The organism is Halomonas sp. R57-5 (assembly GCF_900070345.1).
Taxonomy (GTDB): domain Bacteria; phylum Pseudomonadota; class Gammaproteobacteria; order Pseudomonadales; family Halomonadaceae; genus Vreelandella; species Vreelandella ventosae_B.
Genome location: NZ_LN813019.1, coordinates 3,014,074 through 3,032,104 on the forward strand (window position 1 = coordinate 3,014,074; position 18,031 = coordinate 3,032,104).

At 51.6% G+C, this 18,031-nt stretch carries 17 protein-coding genes; 7 read left to right on the top strand and 10 right to left on the bottom strand.

All coding sequences use genetic code 11. From position 1 onward, the window contains the following. Positions 1–19: 19 nt before the first annotated feature. From HALO_RS13905 to HALO_RS13920, 4 genes are read right to left on the bottom strand one after another with little or no spacing between them, the layout of a single operon-like run. The gene (locus HALO_RS13905; RefSeq protein WP_035578712.1) at positions 20–511 is read right to left on the bottom strand and encodes an arsinothricin resistance N-acetyltransferase ArsN1 family B; all 492 of its coding nucleotides are present in this window, start codon (positions 509–511) and stop codon (positions 20–22) included. Beyond that, positions 486–920: an NUDIX hydrolase gene (locus tag HALO_RS13910; RefSeq protein WP_092490845.1), complete on the bottom strand. Its 435-nt coding sequence runs from the start codon at positions 918–920 to the stop codon at positions 486–488. Before HALO_RS13910 ends, HALO_RS13905 begins: the two co-directional genes overlap by 26 nt. Positions 921–973: 53 nt before the next feature. After that, positions 974–1,564, bottom strand: a complete 591-nt coding sequence (locus HALO_RS13915) for an O-methyltransferase (RefSeq protein ID WP_035578710.1) — start codon at positions 1,562–1,564, stop codon at positions 974–976. Between the two features lie 53 nt (positions 1,565–1,617). Then, positions 1,618–2,244, bottom strand: coding sequence for a LysE family translocator (locus HALO_RS13920; RefSeq protein ID WP_035578708.1), 627 nt, complete (start codon positions 2,242–2,244; stop codon positions 1,618–1,620). Between the two features lie 134 nt (positions 2,245–2,378). On the opposite strand from HALO_RS13920, the gene HALO_RS23625 reads away from it, so the two are divergent. Further along, positions 2,379–2,498, top strand: a complete 120-nt coding sequence (locus tag HALO_RS23625) for a hypothetical protein (RefSeq protein WP_268746295.1) — start codon at positions 2,379–2,381, stop codon at positions 2,496–2,498. A 77-nt stretch (positions 2,499–2,575) separates the two neighbouring features. Here HALO_RS23625 and HALO_RS13925 read toward each other — a convergent pair whose 3' ends face one another. Further along, positions 2,576–3,328 carry a Crp/Fnr family transcriptional regulator gene (locus HALO_RS13925; RefSeq protein ID WP_035578705.1) on the bottom strand — a complete coding sequence of 251 codons (753 nt, stop codon included), beginning with the start codon at positions 3,326–3,328 and terminating at the stop codon, positions 2,576–2,578. A gap of 642 nt (positions 3,329–3,970) precedes the next feature. Further along, positions 3,971–4,432: a hypothetical protein gene (locus HALO_RS13935; protein WP_050713548.1), complete on the bottom strand. Its 462-nt coding sequence runs from the start codon at positions 4,430–4,432 to the stop codon at positions 3,971–3,973. 95 nt (positions 4,433–4,527) lie between these two features. Between HALO_RS13935 and HALO_RS13940 the strand changes: the two genes are divergently transcribed. The 3 genes from HALO_RS13940 to HALO_RS13950 all read left to right on the top strand — a co-directional run bounded on the left by HALO_RS13940 (position 4,528) and on the right by HALO_RS13950 (position 8,642). Then, a complete protein-coding gene (locus tag HALO_RS13940) occupies positions 4,528–5,484 on the top strand; it encodes a LysR family transcriptional regulator (protein ID WP_050713549.1) in 957 nt (318 codons plus the stop codon). A 679-nt stretch (positions 5,485–6,163) separates the two neighbouring features. After that, entirely contained in the window at positions 6,164–6,919 is a 756-nt protein-coding gene (locus HALO_RS13945) for a phosphatase PAP2 family protein (protein ID WP_035578702.1), read from the top strand. A gap of 1,165 nt (positions 6,920–8,084) precedes the next feature. Then, positions 8,085–8,642, top strand: a complete 558-nt coding sequence (locus HALO_RS13950; protein ID WP_050713550.1) for an invasion associated locus B family protein — start codon at positions 8,085–8,087, stop codon at positions 8,640–8,642. A gap of 206 nt (positions 8,643–8,848) precedes the next feature. Here the strand turns inward: HALO_RS13950 and HALO_RS13955 are convergent, their stop codons facing one another. Continuing rightward, positions 8,849–9,640, bottom strand: coding sequence for a 2OG-Fe dioxygenase family protein (locus HALO_RS13955; RefSeq protein ID WP_035578698.1), 792 nt, complete (start codon positions 9,638–9,640; stop codon positions 8,849–8,851). 352 nt (positions 9,641–9,992) lie between these two features. Here HALO_RS13955 and HALO_RS13960 point away from each other — a divergent pair, with 352 nt between their 5' ends. Further along, positions 9,993–11,774, top strand: a complete 1,782-nt coding sequence (locus HALO_RS13960) for a putative bifunctional diguanylate cyclase/phosphodiesterase (protein ID WP_081899051.1) — start codon at positions 9,993–9,995, stop codon at positions 11,772–11,774. Positions 11,775–12,056: 282 nt separating this feature from the next. Here HALO_RS13960 and HALO_RS13965 read toward each other — a convergent pair whose 3' ends face one another. Continuing rightward, positions 12,057–12,632, bottom strand: a complete 576-nt coding sequence (locus HALO_RS13965; RefSeq protein ID WP_035578696.1) for a hypothetical protein — start codon at positions 12,630–12,632, stop codon at positions 12,057–12,059. Between the two features lie 1,168 nt (positions 12,633–13,800). Here HALO_RS13965 and HALO_RS13975 point away from each other — a divergent pair. Both HALO_RS13975 and HALO_RS13980 read left to right on the top strand, forming a co-directional pair. Continuing rightward, positions 13,801–14,964 carry a hypothetical protein gene (locus HALO_RS13975; RefSeq protein ID WP_050713551.1) on the top strand — a complete coding sequence of 388 codons (1,164 nt, stop codon included), beginning with the start codon at positions 13,801–13,803 and terminating at the stop codon, positions 14,962–14,964. 245 nt (positions 14,965–15,209) lie between these two features. After that, positions 15,210–15,767, top strand: coding sequence for a 3'-5' exonuclease (locus tag HALO_RS13980; RefSeq protein ID WP_035578688.1), 558 nt, complete (start codon positions 15,210–15,212; stop codon positions 15,765–15,767). Between the two features lie 4 nt (positions 15,768–15,771). On the opposite strand, the gene HALO_RS23755 is transcribed toward HALO_RS13980, so the two are convergent. Beyond that, a complete protein-coding gene (locus tag HALO_RS23755) occupies positions 15,772–16,341 on the bottom strand; it encodes a Mov34/MPN/PAD-1 family protein (protein ID WP_081899050.1) in 570 nt (189 codons plus the stop codon). Next, complete coding sequence (locus tag HALO_RS23355) at positions 16,338–18,020, bottom strand: ThiF family adenylyltransferase (RefSeq protein ID WP_197671939.1); 1,683 nt, start codon at positions 18,018–18,020, stop codon at positions 16,338–16,340. Before HALO_RS23355 ends, HALO_RS23755 begins: the two co-directional genes overlap by 4 nt. Positions 18,021–18,031 lie beyond the last annotated feature (11 nt).

The window sequence follows — 18,031 nt, forward strand, 5'->3', positions numbered from 1 at the left end:
TTAATGTGTTGAGTGACAATTAGGCATTCAGATTTAGCTGCCAATAGCCAACGTCGTGCCACTGATCGAACTTAAACCCTACCATTTCAAAATGGGCCACTTTTTTCATGCCCATTTTTTCATGCAGTGCAACGCTGGCAGGGTTGGGAAGCGTGATGCCGCCCATCACCGCATAAATCCCGCTCTCTTTGAGCTTGGTAAAGAGTGTTTCGTACAGCTTTGCACCCAAGCCCCTACCATGCGCCTGGTTGGAAAGGTAGACGCTGACTTCGACTGAAAATCGATAAGCGCTTCTCTCTTTCCATTTTGTCGCGTAGGCATAGCCCACCACAGCACCATCTTCCACTGCCACCAACCAAGGCAAACCTGCCCCCTGGACGTTTTCAATCCGGCCTTGGATGTCTGAACCCAATACTGGCTTTTCTTCAAATGAAATAGCGGTATTTTCGATGTAGTAGTTATAAATGTGCGCTATGGCTTCCGAATCACCCTTTGCGGCATCTCTGATCATGGKTTATTCCATTTATATTCTGACGGTTTACGTTCATCGAAAACGACTTTTGAATAGCTTTCGCATAGCCTATGGGCAAATTATCTGGCAATTCATTGACTGGAAACGTTTCAATATTGCTGTGCTCGTGACTCACTACAGGGTTAAACCGCCCAATTAAGCAGCAGCTATAAGTGACGATGAATACATGTTTGCTCGGAATCACCTCAAAGAGATAGGTATCAATAAGGCCGTTTGCCTCAACATCTATAGCAAGCTCTTCTTTAAACTCTCTAATCAGGCACTCGGTAGAGCTCTCTCCAATCTCAATGCGTCCACCGGGCAGCTCCCACTCATCGCGGTCATTGAGCGCCAGCACCACCTCATCAGATGGCAAGACCAAAACACCTTTTATTGATACTGGAAACATAGTGTTCTCTCCCGCTCATCCTGGTTAAGCCAAGCCACGATAAGAGCCGCCCTCTAACCATCGCACCGCGTTGCCAGAAACTCGCCATTGCCGACAGGTACAGTGCACGTGGTGAAATCGGGGTCTGCCGATACCAGCGCCATAAAATCAGCCATTTCATCTGCATGGGAAGTGGCGTTATCAACCACAAGCAGCCCGCCCTTGCATAAAACTCGCTGGATATTCGGCCACCACTGCACATAATCAGAGCGTTTTGAGTCTAAAAAGAGCAGATCGAAACAGGCATCGTCCAGGCTTTCAAGAAGCCCTCCTGCTTCCCCTCGCTGCTGAGTGATGACCTTAGAGAGGCCGGAGCGCTCAAAATTTCTCGCGGCCATCTCAAGCTTGTATTCGGAAAGCTCAACAGTGGTAACTTGCCCACCAACCCTCTGAACTGCCTGGGCCAGCCACAAGGTGGAGTACCCATTCGAGGTGCCAATTTCCAGCACTCGCTGGGCATTGGTTGCTTGAACAAGTACCGATAAAAACTCACCCGTATCACGAGTAATATTGAGCATTCGTCTTGGGCGTTCAGAAATGGCAGCATCGTTTTGTTGGCCAAATTGCTCAAGTTCCGTTAGCAGTTCTTTAAGGGTTTCACTCACAGTTGTCTCCCGCTAGGCTCAGCATTTCCATCATCAAATTTAGCGGCCTTTGCTTACGCAGGCCGCTTGGCAAGCAGCGCCCAGACACCCGCTGAAGAGAGTAACGTTCCGCCAACCAAGTTGAAGCGACGCTGGGCACGACGCGATGCCAGCATCTTACGCACCGACGTTGCGAATACGGCGTAGAGAGTGGCATTCAGCGTTGCCAACACCACAAACGTGATCGCAAGTATCCACAGTTGTTGCCCAGCATCGGCATTCGGGCTGACGAATTGCGGCAAAAAGGCGACGAAGAAGATAATGCCCTTCGGGTTGAGCGCAGTAACGAGATAGGTATTGGTGAAAAGCTTCCAGCGCGAACCCGATACCGCCGGTGTTACTGGCTGCACCGACGATATACCGGCACGCAACAGCTTGATGCCCATATAGAGAAGGTATAAACCGCCGATCCACTTGATCACGGTGAACCAAAATGCCGAGGTGGCTAACACCGCTCCCAGGCCAAGCAGTGAAAAGAGCAGCGCCGTTGAGTCACCCAATGCCACCGCAGCGACAAGCGGAATATTGGCGCGCCTACCTTGAGCAATGGAGTAGCTAACCACGGTCAAAATCGTTGGCCCGGGGATGGCGAGCAACGCCACGGACGCAAGAGCAAAGGCGAACCAGATTTCAATAGACATGGAAAGCTACCTCACAGGTTGTTAATGCTAAGTTAGCATAAGCTCAACAATGATTGGAATGCTCTGTTAGAAGCTAAGCGGCTCTAGCTATCAAGCTTGCTTTTAACTATCACCATATATCCAGCTGAACGACGATTCAGCGCCCCGATGCGAGGGAACCAGCCCAGCGTGCGCCCTGGCACACATTGCGACTTGGACAACGCCTTACCGAAACCTGGGTGGAATGGGTCGAGGAAGTGATAGAGGAAAAGTAGCTTTTGGTGAAACCAGCTTCTCGTGGAAGCTGGGGCTTTGGTGGGGGCTTGATCAGCCAATAGAGGCTACCAGCGCTTTACGGGCTCGCTTTTAAAAGTTCAGAAAACGAGGGAGGTAGGAATTCATCGATATAGCTATCATTGAATTCGACTAACCGCGCCAACGCTTCGGGGTCGGGCAGCTTCACGTGCTGGCGGTTTCGGATCACCAGCCCCTCATCACGCAGCATCGAGAAAGTCCGGCTTACGTGTACCGGGCTCATCCCCAGCGCATCGCTAATCAGCTCCTGCGTGAGCGGCATGAAGAAGCTATTATCCCTAACAGCCTTGATCCGCTTGAGTCGCAGATAAATTTCGTAGAGAAAGTGCGCCAGTTGCTCGTGGGCTGAATACTTGCCGAGGTAGATCAGCCGCTCGGAGAGTTGCGCCTGCTGACGCGTTGCTGTGGCCACGATACCGGCAGCTAGGCTTGAACGCCCAAAGAGCTCAAAAAGCTGCTGATAGGAGAAAGGACAGATCACACCTTTATTAATCATTGCCGCACTTGCCAGGCGGCGGGTGAAGCCAAAATCACGAATACCTATTATATCGCCAGGAAGGTAGAACTTGAGGATCTGCTTTGAACCATTTTTCAAGTTACGATAGGAGTATGCCCAGCCCTCCTTGACCACGCAGAACAGATCAGCATCCTCGCTCTCTTGCCAGAGCACCTCACTAGCTGACATGTATCTAGGGCTGAGTTCAAGACCCAGCAATAGCGCTTTGTCTTCCTGAGACAGCGCACCTTGAGTACTAAGGCCCCGCATCACTACTGTATCGATGAGAGACACTCTGTTACCCCTCAGGCAAATGGTTTATTAGCGTCATTCTAAAACATTTGCCGACCTCACTAACCTAACGTAGGTTATGAATTATGCTTGTTATCAAATGGTTGCATGAATCCTATAGGGATGCCCTGGTTCCCGAATGCCACACGGCAACTTCGTTTTGGCAACATTTCAGGCAGCACCATCAGGTCAGCCCTCGCGACTGGGGCAAGACCTTCGGCGACAATGCCTGACTATCCTGCCAAACTTCTCGTGTCAAAACGTCAGAATTGACGCTGCGTACCCCTTCTCAAAGCAAAGGAGTTGCAAATGAAGCACCATGGAAAACTTGGACAAGTTGGGTGCAAAAGCTTTTCCCTGCCGGTGGCTATAAGCCGAGTTTACCTTGGGGTTCATTGGCCGACCGATGTGCTTGCCAACTGGACGGCCGAGGTGAGCTGGGCAGCGCTGGATGAAGCGGCATGGGCAGGTAGAGACGGAAAATAGCAGGTCGGACACCGACGACTGCAGTCTTTGCGGCGCTTGGCGATTACGTTCTTGGGTATCCCTACGCCGAGGATCGCCTCACGGTTTTAGTCGTCTGGGTATAAGAGCCTGAAGCTATGGCAGGCCACATCTTCAGGTCCCAGATAGAAGTTCTCCCGGTCACGTATACTGGCCGTCGGCGTCGTTGGTTGGATGCTTAGGTGTTCCAGAAGCTGTCAGCGGTTTGAAACGCTCAAACTGGGCCCAAAGGGTCATTCCGCCGGTTGCCACCAAGATGGCAGCGAGCGGCAGTCCGGCGGGATTCAACACCACATGAAACGCCACAATCACCGCCATCACAGGCGCAAGCAATGCCAACCCTAGTGCAGGCGCTCGATTGCTCAGCAACAACGAAGCGCCGATCAGTTCGATAACTTTCATCAAGGGCCAGAAAAATCCAACCTCTTTGAGAGCGGCTTCAAAAGCCAGACCATCTACTGATGTCGGTGGGTGGATGAGGTGCGATCCAGTGAATATGTACCAAAACCCATCAATTGCGCCGGTCAGGAAGATGCCTCCAAGCACCAGTCTTGGGCCAGTATCAACAAATAGAGTCTTTGCGTTTGGTAACGAGAGTGCCATCGTGAATTCCTTTCAGCTGTATATTGATCTTTGACCGATACGGGGCCATTATGCTGGGAATTCCGTGTCATAAAAGCAAATAGTATTCATTTAGCATGAATGAAATTCAGATTAGAAACCTGGACCTTAACCTGCTTTTGGTCTTCCGTGTGTTGATGGATGAGGGCAGTGTCAATCGGGCCGCAGAACAACTCGGCCGGACGCCTTCGGCAGTCAGCCATGCTTTAGGTCGGTTGCGCGACCAGCTTGGTGATCCGCTTTTGGTTCGTGTTGGTGGAATTATGCAGCCCAGTCCAAGGGCTCTCGCACTTTACCAAGAGATACAGCCGATCCTCGCCCGGATTGAACGCGCCGTGCAGCCGCCAGCAGAATTTAATCCCTCGAAAAGCACACGTATTTTCAAAATAGCCGGCCCCGGCTTGGACATTGTGGCCACAGAAGTTGTCAGAAGGATGCACAGAGAAGCMCCAGAGTCCGGCCTTGCATGGCAGCCCCTGTCAAAGGAGACCATGGGTCAGATCGTAAGTGGCGAAATAGACATTGCTTTTGGGAACGCAAACTTCCCTCTCCCGGCAGGATTGAAGGCTAAGGCTCTCCCCCCATTAAAACGCTATGTCTTCGCTCGTCATGGACACCCAGCTTCAAATGACTGGACAACGGAAAGTTGGATGAGTTGGCCTCATGTCGTTGTGCGCGCTCCAGGTGCAACACATGGAACCGTAGAAGAGCGGTTCGACAGCTTAGGTCTGAAACGCCGGATTGGGTTACACGCTGCCAGTTGGTCAGGCATTGGTGCGGTCTTGAACAATACCGACATGCTGGGTAATTTTGTCGCGCTGTGTCTATTGGGAGGCGCTCAGGGTGAAGATATTCAGGTATTTGAGCCTCCCGAACCCTTGCCTGACGTGTCTTTTCGGGTGATGTGGAAATCAGAACTTGATGGTGACCCCGCCACCCGGTGGCTACGCAATATTGTTTTGGCGACATTCGATGCGCTAATCGATGAGGCTGACCGACGCCTCGCAGCATCTGACATCATCAAGCCACGCTAAAGCACCTGTTAGGCTGTCGCAAAATTTACGGGCAACGAGAGCTGGGTTGGTGATGTCAGGTAGATCGGGACGAGCGCTGAGCCTGCAGGCTCGGAGTGATTATGCGGCGATGGTGCGAGTGCTGTGATCGCGGAGGCTATCAATTTCTTGGCCGTGTCCGGCAATACCAGTTGTCTCGATCTACTGCCGCAGTAGTGGCCGTCTGGTCTCACCGATATCCGGATTGGGTCGAAATCAGCCCTCCAACCAGGTGCATCTAGAGCAATAATCTGCGCTTACCTTCACCCACTCTACGCGCAGATTTTCAAAATCTTCTTAGCGTCAACGCTTCCAGATAATGATTGCTGCCATCGCTGGAAATTAGCCTTTTATACCACCTTCATTTATAGGCAGTGAACACAATAAGCTTGGCGGCAACGCCGCTCCCAAGGATGAAGCCAAAATCGCGAATGCCACACGGCAACTTCGTTTTGGCAACATTTCAGGCAGCGCCATCAGGTCAGCCCCCGCGACTGGCGCAAGATCTTCGGCGACAATGTCTGACTATCCTGCCAAACGTCTCCTATAAAACGTCAACAAGCCCTAGAAGTAAGCGGTTTTCCGCGCTATTGATAACGCAGGCACAATAAGCCGTCATAACCGACGTTGCGTATCACTTATCAAAGCAAAGGAGTTGCCAATGAAGCACCATGGAAAACTTGGCCAAGTTGGGCGCCAAAGCTTTTCCCTACTGGCTCGGCTCGGCCGCTACGAACTAGCGATGCTGCTATGCGTCGCGGTACTTTCCGGTGGGATTTGGGGGTTCGTCGCGCTGGCCGACGAAGTTATCGAGGGGGACACCCATAGCATTGATGAGAGCCTACTGCTCGCCCTTCGCAACCCCGCAGATCTTAGCGACCCAATCGGGCCGGGCTGGGTTGAGGAAATGGGCCGGGACTTCACCGCACTGGGCGGTGTCGGCGTGCTAGTACTCATCACATTGGGCGCCCTGGGCTACCTGTTACTTGCCAGATACTATCGCGCGGCTCTCTTTGCCTCAATCGCGGTGCCCGGCGGCATACTACTCAGCACCGTGATGAAGCTAGGCTTTGACCGCCCTCGCCCAGATCTCGTGCCTCATGAAGCTATGGTCTACACCGCGAGCTTTCCCAGCGGCCACTCAATGATGTCTGCCGTGACCTACCTCACCCTGGCCGCGCTGCTCATCCGCGTACAGCCCGCGCTGAGGCTAAAGGCTTACCTTTTGATACTGGCGATATTGTTGACCCTGCTGGTGGGCATAAGCCGCGTTTACCTTGGAGTTCATTGGCCGACCGATGTGCTTGCGGGCTGGACGGCCGGGGCGAGCTGGGCAGCGCTGTGCTGGATCGTGATGCGCTGGATGCAGCGGCATGGGCAGTTAGAGCCGGAAGAGAGCAGTTCGGGCACCGAATAACGTGGCTCAAACAGCGCTGGGCAACACAGAGGGTGTTGCCCAGCCAACTGGAAGAACGCATATTTAGCTCGAAGCCGATTAAAAGAGGCTGATGACATCCAGACCAGCCAGTCACACCAGAGCAATACTTGCAAAATCAGCGCTTTTGGGGCGTTCTGGGAGGCAAATAGCCGCTTAAAAGCCAGCGTAGAATATTGCGCGGTTCAATTATCGGACAAAAAAATAACTTTAGTCAAAGCTAACAAATAAGCTTAACCCTATAGAAACAAAGAATTAGGTTGTATTGGAGCAAGGTGCGGTCTATCAGTCACCTTGCTACTTCCTGAGGATTTCATAAGGCCAGGATGAGGCCAGCTTTTACGTTTTAGCAGGGTATTAACTATATACAATGCGCGTCGACACTTTATGCGCTAACATCAGCTCTCCGAAGCTGGTTTCATACAGCTTAACGGGTCAACTAATGGATTAATAGAGGCAAATAGCATGAGCAAAGGAAAAGACAGTAAAAAAGACACTAAAAAGAAACCCCTTCTAACAGCGAAAGAAAAGAAAGCTGCTAAATCATCAAAGAAAAGCGAAACCAACGTACTAGGTAACTAAGCGAGCCTAACTCAGCACTACCGCTCACTGCTAAGACTAAATAGCAAAATACAGTAGTGTTAGGCGTTGCTTTTGATAGAACGAAACTTTGTTACCTTACATAATTTCAAACAGCCCCTTCACACTCTTGCCTTTCACTTTTAATTGACCACTACACAAAACACGCCAATAAAAACTGCAAAGGTAAGCGGACATATAAATACAGCCTGGGTATATCAGAATATTGCTCAGGGTATAATGCCAGATTTATATCGGCAGGATATCTGACGGTGTTTTTCAGCTTAGGGAGACTCAGCAGCAGTTGCACCGCTATACGCGGCAACACGCCTGCCAAGCGTCCTGTGTAAGCCTTAATCGCCACTCCGGAGTTCACCTATATAGCGAATGGTTTTACACATAAAATCTATATTTACCTTAAATAAAAAAGCGCTCAGGAAAACCGGTTGGAGAGGAAAGTAAACCGCCCAACCACGCTCTCGTAAATCAAGGGCTCGACCTCAAGCGAACAAGCAGGCATGGTGAGTATTATCATCCACCATCAGCGAACCAACAGGAGGTTACTCAAATGCCGCACTCTCTTACTCAAAACCTGTCTCAAAACCTGTCTCAAAACCTATGCAGGATGGGGCTATTATCGCTCTTGGCGTTGTCCCCCAATGCCTTCAGCCAACAACAACCGGGGGCAGCCTCCGGTAATGATGTCACTACCGAGTCGTTCCAGGACTGGGAAGTCCGTTGCCAGCGTAGTGCCGAGGGCCCGAGCCCTTGTGCGATGTCGCAATTGATCACTCAACCTGACAGCGACCAGCCCTTGATGCAGGTAATTCTCGACTACCCGCCTCAGATCGATGACCCGGTGATGAGCTTCTTCGTGCCGCTGGGGGTACGTCTGGCCCCGGGCTTGCAATTCAGTGTGGATAACGCTGAGCCAGTCCAATTCCCCTATCAGGTATGCCAGGAGCAAGGGTGCCGTGCTGACGTGCCCATTGAGTCGTCGATGTTGCAGCAACTCCGCAGTGGCAATACAGCAACCCTCAGCATGATTAGTCCACGCGGTGAACGCATGGACATAGATATTTCACTGCTCGGCTTTACTGACGCCAGTAACCGCATCGCTCGTTAACCTTCGGGGCCTTGCCCAGACAAAGCCGACTTAAAAGGGACACGTTTACTCAGCCGTTGCCAGCAGCCGCTCACACAGCGTTGGCCAGTGGAGACAGACACCCTTGCCGTCGGCCAGCACTTCCCCTTGCCGGGCGCACAACCAAAACGCCCCCGGAGTTCCGGGGGCGTGGGTGTTGCTAGGTTCTCAATTTACCGAGAGTGTCATTAGCTCTCATTGAGGACCGCTTCCGGGAAGTAGCGACGCAACATCCGGTTTTGGAAGTCGTCCACGAAGCGACTATTGATGATGATAATGAACCGCTCGAAGGGTGACTCGCTGTCGAGCTGTTCGATCCCGTCGACACTGTGGAATAGCCGGTCATCGTTCAGATGAAGGATATCACCCGGATTCAGGGTGATATCGACCAAGGGTTGCGTGCCAGCCTTGTCTGCGTAGAGGTGGTTTTCGGCGCCCGCCACGTTTTCCCGATTGATGACCAGAATGCTTAGGGCCTTGCAGCCATCGGCATGAATTCCCTGTCCCTGAAGGGGGTCGATGCTGCCTTCCCCGCGAACCCCGGTGATCTGCATCAGGATGGGTTCGTGCGCACCGATACTCCACAGCCTTGCCCAGGCGCGAACGAAGGCTTTCACATCGGGGCGTGCCATAAATTCCCGAGTCAGCGGATCATAGTACCGCAGGCGATCCGCCATGCTTTCCGCGTCGTTGAAGGCACCCCCCTGGGCCATGGGGCATTGGCCCATATCCTCGACATCACCCTGATCATTCAGGGCGAGCCATGACATCCGCTTCCATCGCTGGTTAACGTAGGGATCGCGCGGCAGGTCAGCGGTAAACCCCTGCCAGGCAGTCAGATCGATTCGCTCCCGAATATTGGTTTTCGCCCAATCCTGATGCCTCAGCGCCTCTATCACTCCCGGATTCCAATAATCGGCGAGTGAATCGGCAGGCATGGAGGTGAGGTCGAAACCGTGCTTGAGAGTATCGAGTTTCATGTTGGTATTCTCCTGTTAACTGGGCTGAATTGCCCGGTGTTGCCGGTGTAAACACTGAGGTCAACAGGTAGAAAATGAAAAGATTTGCAACGATATGTCAAAGAAATGTACTAAAAAGAGTGATTTTTTTGAAAACAGGATCAGACCGTTGATGACGTATTTGTAGGTTATCTCCTACAAATAGGTGTAGGATAATCACAACAAAGTGCCCCTCTCGTTGCCATTATGATGGTTCTTGACAGTGTTTTTTCTTTAAGTGGATCCCATGACTGCCAGCGATCCCCGACTTCACAGAGATCCGAAACGCCTGAAGGAGAACCGCAGGAAGTTTTCCGGTGCACTCGTGTTGAAGATGTCAAAGACACCTTCAACTGATGGCATCGATTCGCATGATGCCGGTAGGGAAGAAGTCGAGTTAGTACGCCGCCAGTATCTGGAGAGTGAGCAGCAATTCCGCTCCCTGCTGGAGAGTCTGCCGAAAGTGGCAGTTCAGGGTTATGATCGCGATCGGCGGGTGATTTACTGGAATGAGGGTAGCACTCGTCTCTATGGCTATACCGCTGAGGAAGCCCAAGGACAGTTACTGGAAGATCTGATCATTCCTGCCTTCATGCGTGACGGGGTGATCCAGGCGCATGATGCCTGGATCAAAGAAGGGGTCGATATACCCGCCGATGAACTCCAGCTCAAACACAAAACCGGTGAACTGGTATCGGTCTTTTCGCAGCATCTGATGCTCAATGAGCATACCGACTCCCCCCTGATGTTCTGCGTGGATGTCGATCTTTCCGACCAAAAGCGCGCCCACCGTGACCTGGAATTCGCCACCCGTTTCGACAGGCTCACCCATCTCCCTAACCGCCAGACCTTCGAAGTCGATCTGAACAGTCTGTTGGATTCCTGTCGACGCCAGGGTCATGGCCTGGCAACCATCTACCTGGACATCGATCACTTCGTCGAAATCAATGATGCCCTTGGCTATGATCAGGGCGACCGCCTGCTCATTGAGCTGACTCGGCGACTAAGAGAGTGCCAGCGGGTCACTGACCTGGTGTCCCGTGTTTCTAGCGATGAATTCGTGCTGGCCTTTCCCGGCGTCCACTTGCCCCCCGATGTCAGACGGGTCGTTCGCCATGTCCAGAATGTCTTTCGGGAACCTTTCGTCCTGGATGGTCGAGAGCGTCAGGTCACGGCCTGCCTGGGTGTGGCACTCTTTCCCGAGAATGGTGAATCGTCACGCGAATTGATCCGTAATGCCGATGTTGCCAAGAATCGTGCCAAACTGGAGGGCCGGGGTGCTGTACGTTTCTTCCAACAGAAGCTCCATGATGAGCTGGTTCGCCAACACTATCTCTCGGCGCGACTCGAGGAAGCCCTTGATAACGGTGAATTCTCCCTCCACTACCAACCCCAGGTCTCGGCGGCCAGTGGGAGAATAGAGAATCTCGAGGCCTTGATACGCTGGGAGCCTGCCGAGGGCCCGCCGATCTCGCCTGCCGAGTTTATCCCGCTGGCCGAGCGTTCCGGTGTGATCCATCGTCTGGGCGACTGGGTCATCGAAGAGGCTTGCCGCCAGCAGGTGGAATGGCGTGCCAAGGGATTTCATGAGCACCGCATCGATATCAATGTCTCGGGGCGTCAACTGGTGCGTCCCGATGCCCTCAAGAGCTTCGAGGACTCGCTGCAGCGCCACGGCTTAGGCCCGCGGGATATCGGCATCGAATTGACCGAGAATGTCCTGATAGAAGCCGACGAGACCGTCCTCGAGGATCTGCGGCGCCTCTATCATCGCGGTATTCACATTGCTATCGACGATTTCGGAACCGGTTATTCCTCCCTGAGCTATCTCAAGCACTTTCCAGTCACCGCCCTGAAGATAGATCGCTCCTTCATCCACGACGCTCCCACACAGCCGAAGGATAGGGCCATCCTGGAAGGTGCCATCTTCATTGGTCATCGGTTGGGATTGGAAGTGGTGGCCGAGGGCGTCGAGAACGCCGAACAGTTGTCATTGCTTCGCGAAATGCATTGCGACCTCATCCAGGGGTTCTTCTTCTACCGTCCAATGCCTGCCAAGGAAATCGACCGCCTGCTGGGCGGTTTCGTGCCTGGTCACGAAGGGCTGTCGAGCTGAGACTCGTCGTGATTTGGCGTCCAATGCCCGGGGTTGCCATGACCTGGAGAACTTGTTAGCGATCCTGATGCTCATTGATCGCAGGGACTGACACTGCTGGCCCTAGCTGGATTGCCGTTATCGGCCAGAAGCAGACATTCAGCACAACTGAAATAACAAGTAATACAGCCACAGCGAAACCGTTATCTGCAATTGTAAGCTAGGGCTAAATCGCAGTCGTTCACTAGGCTGCTCGCCCGCTATCGCCGATCTTGGCCTGCGCAGCCATGCTACCAAACTGAATTAATATCTATACACCAAGTGATCATAATCAACATCAATAAATCCAGATTTAACACCAAACAGGACTCCAATTTCTTTTATCGCACAGAGAACGTCTCGTTGAATCTTCTGCATGCTTCTTTCTGAGAAATCGTGCTGAAACTTAGCTGCAAAACTGAAACCTATATAAACTACCGGATCCTTATAATGAACAAGATAGTTTCGCATATCAAAAAGATCCTGGATGCCAGCTCTCCAACTTGAATCGCCATAAGGCAATCGAGAGATTTTGTACAATTTTTTTAGCTTGGCTGTTGTGCTTCCATAGCTTCTCTCATTCTCTTCTTTAGCTATTGGATGAGCATGCCAAACTAAATTTACAAATGCCTCAAATGAAATTGCCCAGCCAAGAATAGCTTCAATGCAGAGAGCAATAGTTTCATCATCTTCAAACCCTGGACCTTTAAAGGAATAAGGTTTTCCAGACTCTGGCACAGAATCAGGAACCTCAACCATCTTCTTCTTAGCTTCATCAAAACTATTGTTTGCTCTCCTTAGCATGAGCTGCTCAACATTGAGCCTGTATCCATATGTCATATATTTCTCTGCGCTTCAAAGTTTCATTAATCTGGCTTTTTTTTCGGCCAAAAGCAAGCGTTGAGCATAGCCTAATCTAAACATAGTCGATCGTTAAGCCGACACCGGCAATGCAATAGACCAATCAAACCAAAGCTCCTCGGAGCTATTAGAAAGACCGATCCAGTTTACCCGGACATCTTTCGCGGCAGAGCTCGCATTCGCCTCGGCCAGTTGGGTATTAAAAGCGGATTCCGCTAGTGCTCCTGGTGTGAGTACGCAAAGTGCTCCAAAAGTGTAATGGTTGCTCGTCCATGAAGGTGGAAACTTTACTTCATATAGAAGTTCACACGTTCTCAATGTCGATCGGTACCTAAAGTGTCCTTCTGGGCAAACAAGAAATTCGTTAAATGTCAGCTTCCCGAGTGGAACCTCAAGAGTCGGCAGCTTGAAGCCCTGCTTCGGGCTGTCATTAGTGATGGCAAGGGCCACTGAGCGAGCAGCCCCATCCACATAGAATTCGATCTGCGCTAGCGCGTCCCCAAAATTATATTGCCATATCTCCTCGCACTGCCGGTGCGGCGGACCTAGTGATGCAACCACGAACTCTTTGGAAACCCCAGGGCCTATGTGCTCGAAAAAATTCCGCGGAGTCTTCTTAGCTTTGATTCTATGGGGAACGAGTCGGCCGTAAAGATACTTGACTCCCGCTAAGAAAGCGGACCCACCCAATCGAGTTGCTAATGTTTCAAATATCACAGGCGCCAATATCCTTTGGTCTGACGATAATCGGTGGCCGATCGGCTCCAGCGACCGATGCTGCGGCCGTTACATCAGCATAGCCTGAAGCTACCCCATTCGGCCAATTGCAGTCGTTCGAGAATTGTCCTAGGCGACCCTAAATACTAAACACTCGGTCAGTAGGTGCGTGGCTCTAGCCAATCGACAGCCTCATGCTCGCTTTAAATCTGACGAAGCACGACCACTGACTACTCCCTTGATCACCCGCTCTGTCAACGGAACTGCCGCATATCCTTCTTTACATTGTGCCCCGACTTGGAATAGCCTGAAAAGGTGCCTGTCGAGGCATGAAAATGGGTGTTTGAGTCAACCGGACTCAGCGCCGGCACACCCTGTGCCCTGACCAGGCGGGAACCTGGATATGACTCATCATTGGTATGGAGTCCTTATGACACAATCCTCTCTAATTGCGGTAGCATCTGCTCGTGCGCAATCATTTCTTACCAAAATAAGCAAACGACATGAAGGCATCTGGCAGCAGATTGACGGTGTCCGCCAGCTCGCTCATGAGCATGATACCAAGTGGGACCGGCGTTGCTTCATTCCCACCAGATTTTTGAATCACGAGTTTCAAGACCCCTTCCCTGCGCGCGGTCGCTACAGCCGACCAGGCAAACTGGAACAGAGAAAGCGCTTAAATGACATCGATGTCATTGCCGGCCTAGCTTCTTGGCGCCTCACGAAAGGGATATTTGTGATGAGCGATGAGGACGTTACGGACGCCCGTGAGAACGGTATTCCTAGCGATCCTGATCCCAAAATGTTCCTTCACCTTCCACAACCATGTATCTACGTGCCTACACCGGGGTTTTCATGGCTGGGAGATCCCTTGTCCGGTTTCTTTGCCTATCTCGACGACCATCTCGATGGAGAGTTGGGACTGATTCTATTGATGGACCGTGRCGAGCCGCTTTTTCATTCGCTGACCGATATCGTCCATGTGCGGATCGAATACCAGATTCACAAGGTGCGCGAGCCCATGAACTCACGTGCCGACATCATTCGAAACTGGAAGAAGGGCGCGTCTTGGTGGGGAATGAACAACAATGATCGAAACCTCTTCCAGGCAACGGTTCTAAGGGATTATAGGAAGCGCCCACCACTTCTAAATGAGAGCCAAAAACATCCTGAGGAACTCCTCGAAATCCTGAAAAGCACCCTGGAGGAAGATATCCTTCCCATCGCGGGCTTGCTTTATCGGCTTTGTGCCATAACAGCTGAGGTACCCCCTGCAAGTAGGCCTTCTACCCCAAAGCCCAAGCGGACCCCATCTGGATTCCAGATGATTCCTCCAAAGGAAATCACCGCCTGGGATGTTGAAACTCGAACCCGCCAACTTCGCAAACGCCCCACCTCATCTAAAGCTGGTGACGAAAAGCAGGGCGGCGGCACTAGCCAATCCAAGCGCACACATGCCCGAAATGCTCACCTTCGGAAGCTCTCCAACGGGAAGCAGGTACAGATCCCATCGACCATTGTGAACGCTGCAGCAACATCTCCGGACGATAGGCCCATAACAACTGTCATTGTGCCTCCTCTCAACCATAACTGACTCTGCTCTACAAAAAATGCCAGTACTCGTCACGAGTACTGGCATTACCTAGCAGAGAGAAGCCTATCGCGCTTGGCTGAAATCGGCCAGGAGCGGACGCTTTAAGCTGTCGATGGCAACTAAGATGATGCTTTTACCACAGCTCAGGATCGATCAAACACTTCAGGGCGGGACGAAGGCCACCAAGCGATAGCCGAAAAGCCACAAAGAATTTCTCCCTTTTTACAACCGGAGCACCTCGGCCCATGAGCAAGAAACACGAAGTTTATATTTCAATTGACGTCGAGACCTCAGGCCCGATTCCTGGAGAGTACAGCATGCTCACAATTGGAGCGTGCAATGTAGATAAACCTGAGCAGGTGTTCTCATGTAAGCTGAAGCCAATATCGACCAATGCAGATCCTGAAGCACTAGCGGTGACGGGACTTTCTTTGGAGGCCCTAGAAATTGAGGGACTCAATCCAGAAATTGCGATGGCACAGTTCCAGAGCTGGGTCGGGGAAGTTGTTGGTACTGAAAACTTGCCCGTATTCGTCGGGCTCAATGCGCCATTTGACTGGTCCTTCGTAAACTATTACTTCCACCGCTATCTCCAGACAAATCCCTTTGGCTTTACCGCGCTAGACATTAAGGCACTGTACATGGGAGCAACTGGGTCAAATTGGATAAATACCCGCTCTAGCCAAATGGCCGCTCGACTCCAACCCAAATTACAACCGGACCATCAGGCACTGCATGATGCTCAATACCAGGCCGAGCTGTTTCGCATGATCAGGGAAATCATACAGCAAACGAAGAACTGATCTTTCACTCTGATTTACATGACCCGTTTTGGAGATCTCCGATAGTTCGTGCTGCCCCCTTAAACTGGAGATTCGTCTTGCCACAGGCAATCGTAGCTTCACAAAGTTGTGTCCACTCACGAGATGGTTGGCATGAGGCCAGCCATACACCCATGTTAGGCACGCCACCATGATTACCTATTATCACCATGAGATAACGAGATCTCTCTCCATGGAATGAGTCGAGATATTCCCACGTAGTCTTTTGATCCCGAGCTGAGGGCGACGGATATATCTCTGGATGTGTATGCCACAAACCAACCACATGCCTGTTGTGCGAGAATTCGATCTGTCTATTTCTATCGGAGGCTTTTATATCAGGGTTCCAGGCGCATCTACGTCGGTAATCAGCGCGGTTGGGACCAGTAGCGGTGTGGATGACAAGGCCGCTGGAGCCCGGCTCTGAACTGAATACCTCACCGCCAGCTTCTTTCTGCCATAGTCTCCTTTGGGCATGAGCATACATATGAGACAAGGCTTGCTCAGTAAACAGGACATAACGGGTATTATCGGGATAGAAGAATATCCTGATCATGGAAATTGCCTGTTCAAGATCAACCCATCGTGAACGCTAGCATCCTTTGCCCATTCTTTATGCGTAAGCCCAGGCCAGTGCTTGTCTAAAAAGCGTTGCCCACGTACCCAACTCCGTACTGATGAATCGGTAGTAACTGTTGCTGAATTGTCGATCATCTCCAGCGAGCACTCAGCCACCAATGCAACCGCATGCTCTGCAGCCGCAGCCGTATAGCTTTGGAAGCGGCTACTGCACCCAGGCTCTTGTATAATCACTTCACTTGGCCATACCACTGCTTCTAAATAAGACAATGGATCTTGTGCTCCCTTCAACCATTTCTGACCTGCAGGCAGCATGCAAGCATGAGCGGCAGCCACATAAGGTTCCATCCACCCGATCAGCAAGGGGCGTGGGTAACTTAAGCGGACTTGTTCAATCTGCACTCGTACATCAGGCTCGCCAGTGAGATCGAGCACCACGTCTACATCTACCAAAGTGTTTTTCTTTAACCACTCTGCTGTGCTCATCGCATACGGAGTCACTTCTGTAGCCGGGTAAGCCAAGTTAATCCGCCTAGCAATTGCATCCACCTTATTTTGACCTATAGAGTCAGCCCCAAGCAGGTGCCGCCCAATGTTCGCAGAAGACATGGTGTCAGCATCTACCACGGATATCCGACCAACACCTGCCTTGGCGATATGATCTACGATCGGGCTGCCGAGAGCCCCGGCCCCCAAAACCAGAACGTGCTTACTTTGACGCCCACTAATCTGAGGATGCTGATCTCGCCCGACCGTCCAATCTGGATCTAAGCGGGATGTCATCAGTGGTAGCGGTTTAGGAAGAGAAGGCCTAGCTTTCTTTCCTCGGTATACGTCTAGAACGGTTGGCGGACCACCGGGAAGCAAATAGGCAAAGGACACTTCATTATTTCTTAAAAGAACAACGCAGTATATGCCTCGCCCTTTGCGACTGCGGCAATTTTTAAGCCTCAAATACTCTGCAGGAAGAAGCCTACCCTGTAGAATGCGCTCCAGATCAGACATAGAGCTTGGCCAAGTAGACGGCGTAAATGAATGTGAAATCGGAATATCTGCCACTAGCACGCGAACACGCTGCTTCGCTGCAAGCCCCATGGACTGCACTAAACGATTGGTGATAGGCAACTGCTCATCTGCCGCAATAATGACCCTATTTGGAATCAAGAGCAGTCCGCTTCTAACTCGTGCCTTTGGTGGAGGCGAATCAACTGTCCATAAACCTCTAACGGCATCGAACTTTGAACGTGCCTTAGTTACCGCTATAGCCCAATAATTCAGTGCCTCATTTTCGAAGTCACCATCGAGTTCACCATTCAGCCAAGGCCTCAGGAACTGTTCAACATAGCCATGCAAGGTTAACTTAACCCTGTCCTCTGGKGAATATCCGAGGCCAGGGCCTGGGTCGCCTTCAATGCAAAGCACTCCAGCTCTATCGAGATGCGGTATACGCAAGACAGCATCTGGAGATAACTGAATGAATGCTTTGCCATACTCAGGAAACCCCTTGGGCAAACGCAGCTCAGCCCACTTAAATTCTCTTCCCTCTTGAAAAGGAGGTAGCCGCAATTGGTAGGCAGTGACTCCTCCCTCCCGGTGCAAAGCTGATAGCTGAAGCTCAGGGAATTGCTCGCACAAAAAGCTCGAATCCAGCGCCATTAATCCTCCAT